We start from the raw sequence: 10,657 nt of genomic DNA on the forward strand, positions 1-10,657 counted from the left end.
TCGAAGGGATTCTGCCATGAGCCGCCGACCTCATCGTGTCGTCGTCCTCGCCATGGACGGCGTGTACCCCTTCGAGCTGGGCATCCCGAACCGGGTCTTCGGCACCCTCGGCGACCTCTACGAGGTGCTGACCTGCTCGGCGGACGGCGGGCCCGTCCGCACGAACGCCGACTTCTCGGTGACCGTCGAGCACGGGCCCGAGGTGCTGGCCGACGCCGACACGGTGGTGCTGCCGCCCTTCGACCTCGGCCTCCTCACCCGCGAACTGTCCTCCGGGGTCGCCGGAGCGCTCGCCCTCCTGCCGCCGCGGGCCCGTCTGGTGTCCATCTGCACCGGCGCGTTCGTCCTCGCCGCGGCCGGCCTGCTCGACGGCCGCCCCGCCACGACGCACTGGGCGCTCGCCGACACCTTCCGCGCCTGGTACCCGGAGATCGCCCTCGACGCGGACGTCCTCTTCGTCGACGACGGCTCCGTGCTGACCTCCGCGGGCGCCGCGTCGGGCGTGGACGTCTGCCTCCATCTCGTACGCAAGGACCACGGCGTCGCCGTCGCCAACCGGGTGGCGCGGATGTGCGTCGTACCGCCGTGGCGGGACGGCGGGCAGGCGCAGTACATCGAGCAGCCCGTGCCCGAGGCCACGGCGAACGACACCTCCGCGACCCGGCAGTGGGCCCTGGAGAACCTGCACGGGCCGATCACCCTGACCGAGCTCGCCGCGCACGCCCGGATGAGCCTGCGCACCTTCGCCCGCCGGTTCGACGAGGAGGTCGGCATGAGCCCGGGCCGGTGGCTGATCCAGCAGCGGGTGGCGCGGGCCCGGCACCTCCTGGAATCCACCGACCTGCCCGTGGACGACATCGCGGGGCAGGTCGGCTTCGGCACCGGCACCTCGCTGCGCCAGCACCTGCACGCCGCCATCGGCGTGACCCCGCTCGCCTACCGCCGCACCTTCCGGGGCGGGGCCGCGACGGCCACCGACGCCCTGTCGACGACTTCCTGAAACTTGCGGAAACATCTTGCCGAGCCCGGCTCCGGCTGTTTGACTCGCCTGCGACCAACGGAAGTCGGCGCCCCGAGGAGAACAGCGATGAGCAGCGAGTACGACGTCCTCGTCCTCGGAGGGGCGGGCGTCGACACGATCGTGTACGTGCCCGAACTCCCCCTCCCGTACGCCGACAGCTACGCGATCCGGCCGGGCATCGAGACCCGCGCCGGGCAGACCGGGGACTTCGTGGCGCTCGGACTGAGCTCGCTCGGACTGCGGACGCACCACATCGACACGATCGGTGACGACGCCCCGGGCGATCTCGTCCGGGCGTTCCACCGCGACCACGGCATCGGGTTCACCGCGGTGCCCGGCGGCACGAAGCGGGCCGTCAACCTCGTCGGCCCCGACGGCCGGCGGCTCTCGCTCTACGACGACAGCCGCTCCCAGGAGTCCGACCGGCTGCCCGAGGCACTGCTCGGCCCGCTGGCCTCGGCGAGCCGCCACGCGCACGTCTCGATCACCCACCCCTGCGCCTTCGCCCTCCCCCTGCTCCGCGAAGCGGGCCTCACCCTCTCCACGGACCTCCACGACTGGGACGGAGAGAACCCGTACCACGAGCCGTTCGCCTACGGCGCCGACATCGTCTTCGTCTCCTCCACCGCCCTGGCGGACCGGGAGAAGACCATGCACCGGATCCTGGAGCGGGGGCGGGCCGAGGTCGTGGTCGCCACCGCCGGAGCCGAAGGCGCGTACATGCTCAGCGCCGCCGGTCTCGTCCACGTGCCGGCCGTCACGCCCCGGGGGCCGGTCGTCGACTCCAACGGCGCGGGCGACGCCTTCGCAGCCGGTTTCCTCTTCGGCCGCCTGACGGGCGAGGAACCGGACCGGTGCGCCCTCTACGGCGCGGTCGCCGGCGCCCACGCCTGCACCGTGCCGGCGACGGCGGCCGACGCCGTCGACCGCACGACACTCCTCCGGGAGGTCGCGGTCGCCGTTTCCGGTGCTCACGAAGGCAGTTGACGAGTCATCAGTCCGGGGGTGTCCTGCCGCTCAGGCCGGCCCGAGCGGCAGGACACCCCCTAGAGCCGCTTGCCCTCTCGGCCGTCCACGAGCGTCGCCACCACCTCGATGTCGCCGATCCGGGAGGGGTCGACCCGGCGCGGGTCGTCGCCGAGCACCACGAGGTCGGCGCGCTTGCCCGGGGTGAGGCTGCCCGCGCTGTCGTCCCAGCGGCAGGCGTACGCGCCGGCGACGGTGTAGGCGCGGAGGGCCTCGTCGACGGTGACGCCCTCGTCGGGGCCGATCCGCCGGCCGGAGAGGGAGGTGCGTTCGACCATGAACTGGATCGCCCGCAGCGGCGAGCCGTCCGTCACCGGGCGGTCGGAGCTGCCGACGAGGGTGACCCCGTGGTCGAGGAAGCCCCGGCCCCGGTACATCCACGGCGCCCGCGCCTCGCCCATGACGTCCGCGTAGTCGTCGCCGAAGTACCGGAGGAAGTTGGGTTGGACGACGGCGCTGACGCCGAGCCGGGCGAAGCGCGGAAGCTGGTCGGGCCGGATGAGCCCGGCGTGCTCGACGCGGTGCCGGGCGTCCGGGCGGGGCCGTAGCGTCTGGGCGCGCTCCAGGGCGTCGAGCGCGAGGTCGGCGGCGCGGTCGCCGATGGCGTGGACGGCGAGCTGCCAGCCGGCGAGGTGGCCGTCCACGACGAGTTCCGTCAGCCGCTCGGGGTCGTCCTGGAGCTGTCCGGTGTGGGTGGTGCCCTCGTACGGGGCGGTGAGCGCCGCCGTGCGGGCCATCATGCCGCCGTCCGTGTAGATCTTGAGGGCGCCCAGGGACAGCCAGTCGTCGCCGAAGCCGGTGCGCAGTCCGAGGTCGAGGGAGCGCGGGATGCCGTCGTCCGCGTGGGCGCCGACGGGGCGGAGCGTGTCGCCGGCGGCCATGAGCTGGACCCGAAGCGGCAACCTGCCCCGGTCCCTGAGGAGTTGGTAGGCGCCGAGTTCCACCGGGCTGTGCCCCAGGAGGCCGCCGCCGATGCCCGCCTCGGCGCAGGCGGTGATGCCCTCGGCGAGGCAGGCGCGCCCGGCGTGCTCGATCGCGTCGGCCAGTTCCTCCTGGGAGTACGGCAGGCGCAGCCGGCGTACGGCGGTCATCGCGCTCTCGGCGAGGAAGCCGTCCTGGTGGGGCACGTCGGCGGGGAGCAGGGCGAGGACGGCGCTGTTGACGACGCAGGCGTGGCCCGAGTCGTGCATGACGAACACCTTGCGCCCGTGGCTGACCCGGTCGAGTTCGGCGGCGGTCAGATGGCGTCCGAGGGCCCGCTGGTCGTATCCGGCGACGTCGACCCAGTCGCCGGGCGCGGCCTTGCGGGCGGTGGCCTCCGCGACGACGGCGAGCACGTCCTCGACGCGTGCGCACGGGGCGATGCTGGGGGTGGCGGCCTTCAGTCCGGCCCAGGCGAGATGGACGTGGCTGTCGATGAACCCGGGCAGGACGGTGGCGCCCTGGAGGTCGACGACCTCGCGGGCGGGCAGCCCGGTGACGGCCTCGTCGAGGCCGACGACGCGGCCCCGCCAGATGCCGAGGTCGTGGGCGACGGGGTGGTCGGGGTCCATGGTGAGGATGTGCGCGTTCGTCAGCCTCGTGCAGAGCATCGTCGGTCCGTCCGCTTCGTCGTCGTCAGGTGGTCGGGGCCGCCGCGGTGCCGGCGGGGGCGGGGGCGTACCGCCGGGGCGCCGCCGGCACCATCAACGGTGTCCCCGTCTCCGGGTCGTCGATGATCCGGCAGGGCAGTCCGAACACGTCCTCGACGAGTGCGGCGGTCATGACGGTCGACGGGTCGCCCTCGGCCGCGATGACGCCGCCGGGGCGCATCACGACGAGGTGGGTGGCGTAGCGGCACGCCTGGTTGAGGTCGTGCAGGACGGCCACGATCGTGTGCCCGTCGCGGGCGTGCAGTCGGGCGCACAGGTCGAGGACCTCGACCTGGTGCGCGATGTCGAGGTAGGTCGTCGGCTCGTCGAGGAGCAGGATCGGCGTCTGCTGGGCCAGGACCATGGACAGCCAGACGCGCTGGCGCTGGCCGCCGGACAGGTCGTCGACGGGCCGGTCGGCGAGTTCGAGTACGCCGGTCTGCCGCATCGCCTCGACGACGGCCGTGTCGTCGTCGGCGGACCACTGCCTCAGGAGGCCCTGGTGCGGGTACCGGCCGCGCGCCACGAGGTCGCCGACGGTGATGCCGCCGGGCGCGGTCGAGGACTGCGGGAGCAGTCCGAGGCGGCGGGCGACCTCGCGGGAACGGTACGAGGCGATGGCGGCGCCGTCGAGGTAGACCTGTCCCTCACGGGGCTTGAGCATCCGCGCGAGTGCCGTGAGCAGGGTGGACTTGCCGCAGGCGTTAGGTCCGACGATCACGGTGAACGAGTGGTCGGGGATGTCGACGGCGAGGCCGGTCGCGACCGTCCGCTGGTCGTAGCAGAGGGTCAGGTCCTCGGCGCGCAGGCGGGGGCCGGGAGACGGGGGTGCGGTCATGCGCGGCTCTTTCGCGACTCGGTGACGAGGAGACAGACGAGGTAGATCCCGCCGACGCAGCCGGTGGCGGTGCCCACCGGGAGGAGCGCGGGGGCGAAGAGGCGCTGCACGGCGAGGTCGCTCACGGCGAGCATGACCGCGCCCATGAGGGCGGACGGGAGCAGCGCGGGACCTGAGGAGCGGGTGAGCCGGCGGGCCACTTGGGGGGCGGCGAGTGCGACGAACCAGATGGGGCCGGTGACGGCGGTGGCGAACGCGGCGAGCGCGACGCTGATGACGAGCAGGAGGGTGCGGGTGCGCGGCACGTCGACGCCGAGGGCCATGGCGGTGGTGTCGCCCATCTCGACCATGGCGAGGCGGCGGGAGAGGAAGAGGGCGAGCGGCAGCAGGACGGCGACGGCGAGGCCGATGGCCTGGGCGTGCGTCCACAGGCGGTTGCCGAGGCTGCCGATCAGCCAGGCCTGCGCCTCCAGTGCCTCCTGGAAGGTGGCCCTGGTGATCAGGTAGGAGTTCACGGCGAGGAGCAGGGCGCTGACGCCGATGCCGACGACGACCAGCCGGAAGCCCTGGATGCCCCTGCCGAGCATGAGGAGGTGGACGGCGAGGGCGGTGGCGAGGCCGCCGATCAGCGCGCCGATCGCGATCTGGGTCATGCTGCCGTGCAGGAGGACGATGACGACGAGCGCGCCCACGGCCGAGCCGTTGGTGAAGCCGATGATGTCGGGACTGCCGAGCGGGTTGCCCGTGAGGCTCTGCAGGATGGCGCCGCTCACGGCGAGGGCCGCGCCGACGCACAGCGCGGTCACGAGGCGTGGCATGCGCAGGGTGTTGACGACGAAGTCCGCGATCCCGGATCCGTCGCCGGCCAGCGCGCGGGCGACCTCGCCCACGGACAGGTCGAAGTCGCCGGTGGTCAGGGTGACGGCCATGACGGCGACGAGTGCGGCGAGGAGGGCCGCGGTGACGGCGACGGCGCGGCTCCGCACGAGGAGGGAGAGGCTTCCCGAACGGGTGCGGAGGAGGCGTCCGGTGACGACGCGGGGCGCGGTCGGTCCGGGTCCGGGCGTGGGGGTCCCGGTCCCCCGTGCGGCGGTCACAGCATGACCAGCTTCCGTCGACGGCACAGGGCGATGAACAGGGGGGCGCCGAGGAAGGCGGTGACGATGCCGACCTGTACCTCTCCGGGGGCGCCGAGCACCCGGCCGAGGACGTCCGCGCCGAGGAGGAGGACGGGGGCGAGGAGCGCGGAGTACGCGAACACCCAGCGCTGGTCGGGGCCGACGAAGAACCGGGCGACGTGGGGCACGGCGAGTCCGACGAACCCGATGGGTCCGGCGGCCGCGGTGGCGGCGCCGCACAGCAGCATCACGGCCACCGCGCCCAGGGCGCGGGTCCGGCCGACGTTCACGCCGAGGGCCCGCCCCATCCGGTCGCCCATGGCGAGGGCGTTGAGCGAGGGGGCGAGGGCGAGGGCGATGAGCAGGCCCACGCCGATGAACGGCAGGGTCATGAGGACGATGTCGTGGGAGCGGCCGGCGAGGGAGCCCACCGTCCAGAAGCGGAACTGGTCGAAGGCGCGCGGATTCAGCAGCAGGACCGCCCAGTTGAAGGCGTAGAGGACCGCGGTCACGGCGGCGCCCGCGACGACGAGCCGTTCGGGGGAGGCGAGGGTGCGGCCCGAGGAGCCGAGCAGGTACACCCCGACGGAGGCGGCGGCCGCGCCGAGGAAGGCGAACCACACGTATCCGAGCGGCGCGGCGATCCCGAGGAAGGCGAGGGCCACCACGACACCGGCCGAGGCGCCGAGGTTGACGCCGAGCATGCCGGGGTCGGCGAGCGGATTGCGCGTCAGGGCCTGCATCAGGGCGCCGGAGAGGCCGAGGGCGGTGCCGACGAGGGTGCCGAGGACCGTCCGCGGGATGCGGTAGTCGTGGATGATCACCGACGTCTCCGACCCGTCGGGGTGCCAGAGGACGGACCAGGTGGCGGTGAAGGGGATGCCCCGGGTGCCGACCCACACGCTGAGGAGCGCGACGAGGACCAGCGCCCCGGTGGCGGCGAGCAGGCCCAGGCTCCGCAGTGCCGTGCCCGGACGGCCCGCGCGGGGAGGCACGGGCCGCCCGGGCGGGCCGTCGTCGTGCGGTCCTGACATCACCCGGGGTGCACGGGACGGGACGGACAACGACGGCTCCCCTGACGGCAGTTGAGGCGTTGGACCCGACCCGTCCCGGACCACCTGACGGGTCGATACTTAGGTGAGGCTAACCGAACCACGCCGACCGGTCAACGCGCGGAACCGGGTCACGCCGAAGGTGGCGCGGAAGCGCCGCGAACCTCGTTTCGAGCCCGCCTCCAGCGTCCCAAGTGAGAGTAGGCTTACCTAACCAGTCGCTACGTCTCCGTGGAGGAAGCAGATGCCAACGGGCGCACCGACAGGGGGACTTGTCCTCCGACGGGCGATCAGAGGGCAACGCGGCCGCGTCATCGCCGCCTCCCTGCTCGGCATGACCCATCAAGGCTGCGAGGCCCTCGTCCCGGTGGTCGTCGGCGTCGTCATCGACTCGGCCGTGGCCACCGGCTCCTCCGCCTCGCTGCTGCGCTGGCTCCTCGTCCTCGCGGCCCTCTTCCTCGTCCTGTCCACGTGCTACCGCACCAGCGCCCGGATCACCGAGGGCACCGGCGAACTCGCCGCGCACCGGCTCCGGATGGAGCTGGCCGCGCGCGTGCTCGACCCCCGGGGCGGCGCCGAGGCGAACCGGCTCCCCGGCGCCCTCACCAGCATCGCCACCAACGACGCCCGCCGGGTGGGATCGGTCGCGACCGTCCTCTCCTACGGCGTCTCCGCCGTCGCCGCCCTCGTGATCAGCGCCGTCGCACTGCTGAGGATCTCCGTACCGCTCGGCCTCCTCGTGCTCCTCGGCATCCCGCCGCTGCTCTGGCTCGGCCACCTCATCAGCCGGCCCCTCGAACGACGCAGCGAGACCGAACAGGAGCGCGCCGCCCACGCCTCGGGCGTCGCCGCCGACCTCGTGGCCGGCCTGCGCGTCCTCAAGGGCATGGGCGCGGAGTCGGCAGCCGTCGCCCGCTACCGCACCACGAGCCGGGACTCGCTGGCGGCCGCCCTGCGCGCGGCCCGCAGCCGGGCCGGACACGAGGGCGCGATCCTCGCCCTCACCGGCGTGTTCATCGCCGTGATCGGGCTCGTGGGCGCGTACCTCGCCATGGACGGCAGCATCAGCGTGGGCGACCTGGTGGCGGCCGTGGGCCTGGCCCAGTTCCTCCTGGGCCCGTTCCAGCTGCTCACCTACGTCAACGCCGAACTCGCCCAGGGCCGGGCGTCGGCCCGGCGGATCGCCGAGGTCCTGGCCTCGCCCGTCACGGTCGAAGGCGGACGGGCCGCGCCCGCCGCCCCGGCCGCCGGTCACCTCGCCCTGCGCGGGGTGTCGCTCGGCGCGCTGCGGGGCGTGGACCTCGACCTGCCCGCCGGCAGCCTGACCGGGGTCGTCACCGGCGATCCCGCCGCCGCCGCCGACCTGCTCCTGTGCCTGGCCCGGGAACAGGACCCCGCCGAAGGGACCGTCGAACTCGACGGCGTGGCCCTGACCGGGCTCGACCCCGACGCGCTGCGCCGTGCGGTCCTCGTCGCCCACCACGACGCGGACCTGTTCGAGAGCACGCTCCTGGAGAACGTCCGGGCCGGCGCCGACGGCGACACCGCGGCCGTCGACCACGCCCTGACCGCCTCCGCCGCCGACGACGTGGCACGGCTGCTCCCCGACGGCGCGGACACCCTCCTCTCCGAGCGCGGCCGGTCCCTCTCCGGCGGGCAGCGGCAGCGTGTCGCACTCGCCCGGGCCCTCGCCGCCGACCGGCCCGTCCTGGTCCTCCACGACCCGACCACCGCCGTCGACAGCGTGACCGAATCGCGGATCGCGTCCCGGCTGCGCGAACTGCGCCGGGACCGCACCACGGTCCTCGTCACCACCAGCCCCGCCCTCCTCGCCGTCACCGACCGGGTCGTGGTCCTCGACGACGGGGCCGTGCGGGCCGACGGACCCCACGGCGAACTCCTCGCCGCCGACGCGGCCTACCGGGCGACGGTGCTGGCATGACGCCCGGGAAGACCGAAGAGGACCGAGCGACGACGGAGACGGAAGAGACCATGCACGACAGCCGGCGAGACCGCTCGCTCCTGCCGACCGCCACCCGCGCCGAGTCCCTCGCGGCCCTCCGCACCATGCTGCGCGGCCACCGGCTCCTCGCCACCGCCGCGCTCGCCGTCCTGGTCGCCGGGACGGGCATCGGGCTGCTGACCGCCCCGCTCCTCGGACACATCGTCGACCTGGTGGTCGAGCGGCGCGGGGCGGCGGCCCTCACGGCGCCGCTCGTGCTGCTCATCGCCGTCGCGGTCGTCCGGGGCGCGGCCGCCGCCCTCGGCGGAACCCTCGTCGCGCGGCTCGGCGAGACCGTGCTCGCCGCCCTGCGCGAGCAGTTCGTGGAGCGCGCGCTGCGGCTCCCGCTGGAGCGCGTCGAGGCGGCCGGCTCCGGCGACCTCGTGTCACGGGTGACCAGCGACGTGACCGTGATCGCCACGTCCGTGCGCCAGGCGCTGCCCGAGTTCAGCCGCTCCGCGCTGACCATCGTGCTCACCTTCGCCGGACTCGCCGTCCTCGACTGGCGGTTCCTGCTCGCGGCGCTGCTCGCGGCGCCCGTCCAGGTGGCCTCGGTGCGCTGGTACCTGCGCCGCTCCGCCCCCGTGTACGCCGGACAACGCGTCGCCACCGGCGCGTTGCAGCACCAGCTGCTCGACAGCGTCGGCGGCGCGCGGACCGTCCGAGCGTTCCGGCTCGGCACCCCCCACACGGAACTCCTGGAGCGGCGGTCGGAGGCCGCCCGCGATCTGGGCCTGCGGGGCATCCACATCGTCACCGGCTTCTTCTCCCGGCTGAACCTGGCCGAGTTCATCGGTCTCGCCGCGATGCTCGCCACCGGATTCGTGCTCGTCGACCGCGGCTCGGTCAGCATCGGCACGGCCACGGCCGCCGCCCTCTACTTCCACAGCCTCTTCAACCCGGTCAACGCGGCGCTGTACCTCCTGGACGACGCGCAGTCCGCCGGGGCGAGCTTCGCCCGCCTGGTCGGCGTCTCCGCGCTGCCGGCCGAGCGCGCGCCGCAGGGGGCGGACGCCCCCGCCGACGGCTCGGTCGGGGTGACCGGGGTCGGCCACGCCTACGGGACCGGCGCGCCGGTGCTGCACGAGGTCGACCTCCAGGTGCGCGGCGGGGAGCGGGTGGCGCTCGTCGGCGCCAGCGGGGCGGGCAAGACGACCCTCGCCAAGGTGATCGCCGGTGTGCACGAGCCGACGGCCGGGTCGATCACGCTCGGCGGGGTCGACGCCGGGAAGCTGGGCCCGGCCGGGGTCCGCCGCGCGGTGAGCCTCATCAGCCAGGAGGTGCACGTCTTCGCCGGGCCCCTCGCCGAGGACCTGCGCCTCGCCCGGCCCGACGCCGACGACGCGGCGCTGCGCGCGGCCCTCGACCGGGTGGGTGCCCTGGAGTGGGCGGAGGCGCTGCCCGAGGGCCTCGCCACCGTCGTCGGAGAGGGCGGGCACCGGCTGACGGTGACGCAGGCGCAACACCTCGCGCTGGCCCGCCTCGTCCTCGCCGACCCGCCCGTCGCCATCCTCGACGAGGCGACCGCCGACGCGGGCAGCGCCGGAGCGCGGGTCCTGGAGGAAGCCGCGGAACGGGCCCTGTCCGGCCGTACGGGCCTGGTGGTGGCCCACCGCCTCCCCCAGGCGGCGGCCGCCGACCGCGTGGTCGTCCTGGACCGGGGCCGGGTCGTCGAGACCGGCACCCACGCCGAACTGGTCGCCGCCGGAGGGCGGTACGCCGCGCTCTGGGCGGCCTGGTCGGACAGCCGCCGGGAGCCCGCCGAGCGCGTCCCGCGCCCGGCCGCGGACCCCGGCGTCCCGGTGCCACCGGCCTCCTGAGACCGAACGACCGCGCACGGGGCCGCGACCTCCTGAGACCGAACGACCACGCACGAGGCCGCGACCTCCTGAGACCGAACGACCACGCATCGGGCGTGCGGCTCTTCTCGGGCCGAACGGCCGCACGCCCGGCCGGCGGCCGCCCGAGG

At 74.6% G+C, this 10,657-nt stretch carries 8 protein-coding genes; 4 read left to right on the forward strand and 4 right to left on the reverse strand.

Annotation, left to right across the window (positions count from 1 at the left end; all coding sequences use genetic code 11):
* Positions 1-16: 16 nt before the first annotated feature.
* Entirely contained in the window at positions 17-1,000 is a 984-nt protein-coding gene (locus tag OO54_RS04805; RefSeq protein WP_033201606.1) for a GlxA family transcriptional regulator, read from the forward strand.
* 87 nt (positions 1,001-1,087) lie between these two features.
* The gene (locus OO54_RS04810) at positions 1,088-2,008 is read left to right on the forward strand and encodes an adenosine kinase (RefSeq protein ID WP_033201607.1); all 921 of its coding nucleotides are present in this window, start codon (positions 1,088-1,090) and stop codon (positions 2,006-2,008) included.
* 59 nt (positions 2,009-2,067) lie between these two features.
* Here OO54_RS04810 and OO54_RS04815 read toward each other — a convergent pair whose 3' ends face one another.
* The 4 genes from OO54_RS04815 to OO54_RS04830 are packed head-to-tail and all read right to left on the reverse strand — an operon-like array spanning position 2,068 to position 6,668.
* Positions 2,068-3,639: an amidohydrolase gene (locus OO54_RS04815; RefSeq protein WP_033201608.1), complete on the reverse strand. Its 1,572-nt coding sequence runs from the start codon at positions 3,637-3,639 to the stop codon at positions 2,068-2,070.
* A gap of 25 nt (positions 3,640-3,664) precedes the next feature.
* The gene (locus tag OO54_RS04820; RefSeq protein ID WP_033201609.1) at positions 3,665-4,516 is read right to left on the reverse strand and encodes an ABC transporter ATP-binding protein; all 852 of its coding nucleotides are present in this window, start codon (positions 4,514-4,516) and stop codon (positions 3,665-3,667) included.
* Positions 4,513-5,613 (reverse strand): FecCD family ABC transporter permease, encoded by a 1,101-nt coding sequence (locus OO54_RS04825; protein WP_033201610.1) that lies wholly within the window; start codon positions 5,611-5,613, stop codon positions 4,513-4,515. The genes OO54_RS04820 and OO54_RS04825 overlap by 4 nt, the downstream gene beginning before the upstream one ends.
* Complete coding sequence (locus tag OO54_RS04830; RefSeq protein WP_200146798.1) at positions 5,610-6,668, reverse strand: FecCD family ABC transporter permease; 1,059 nt, start codon at positions 6,666-6,668, stop codon at positions 5,610-5,612. Before OO54_RS04830 ends, OO54_RS04825 begins: the two co-directional genes overlap by 4 nt.
* A 262-nt stretch (positions 6,669-6,930) precedes the next feature.
* On the opposite strand from OO54_RS04830, the gene OO54_RS04835 reads away from it, so the two are divergent.
* Complete coding sequence (locus tag OO54_RS04835; RefSeq protein ID WP_078905045.1) at positions 6,931-8,628, forward strand: ABC transporter ATP-binding protein; 1,698 nt, start codon at positions 6,931-6,933, stop codon at positions 8,626-8,628.
* Positions 8,625-10,508 carry an ABC transporter ATP-binding protein gene (locus tag OO54_RS04840; protein ID WP_078905046.1) on the forward strand — a complete coding sequence of 628 codons (1,884 nt, stop codon included), beginning with the start codon at positions 8,625-8,627 and terminating at the stop codon, positions 10,506-10,508. The genes OO54_RS04835 and OO54_RS04840 overlap by 4 nt, the downstream gene beginning before the upstream one ends.
* Positions 10,509-10,657: the final 149 nt, after the last annotated feature.

Origin of the sequence: Streptomyces wedmorensis, from assembly GCF_000716445.1 — a bacterium.
Lineage (GTDB): Bacteria > Actinomycetota > Actinomycetes > Streptomycetales > Streptomycetaceae > Streptomyces > Streptomyces wedmorensis.

Coding starts and splice junctions, on each gene's coding strand:
- OO54_RS04805 (WP_033201606.1), top strand. CDS start 17: ATGAGCCGCCGACCTCATCGTGTCGTCGTCCTCGCCATGGACGGCGTG.
- OO54_RS04810 (WP_033201607.1), top strand. CDS start 1,088: ATGAGCAGCGAGTACGACGTCCTCGTCCTCGGAGGGGCGGGCGTCGAC.
- OO54_RS04815 (WP_033201608.1), bottom strand. CDS start 3,639: ATGCTCTGCACGAGGCTGACGAACGCGCACATCCTCACCATGGACCCC.
- OO54_RS04820 (WP_033201609.1), bottom strand. CDS start 4,516: ATGACCGCACCCCCGTCTCCCGGCCCCCGCCTGCGCGCCGAGGACCTG.
- OO54_RS04830 (WP_200146798.1), bottom strand. CDS start 6,668: ATGTCAGGACCGCACGACGACGGCCCGCCCGGGCGGCCCGTGCCTCCC.
- OO54_RS04835 (WP_078905045.1), top strand. CDS start 6,931: ATGCCAACGGGCGCACCGACAGGGGGACTTGTCCTCCGACGGGCGATC.
- OO54_RS04840 (WP_078905046.1), top strand. CDS start 8,625: ATGACGCCCGGGAAGACCGAAGAGGACCGAGCGACGACGGAGACGGAA.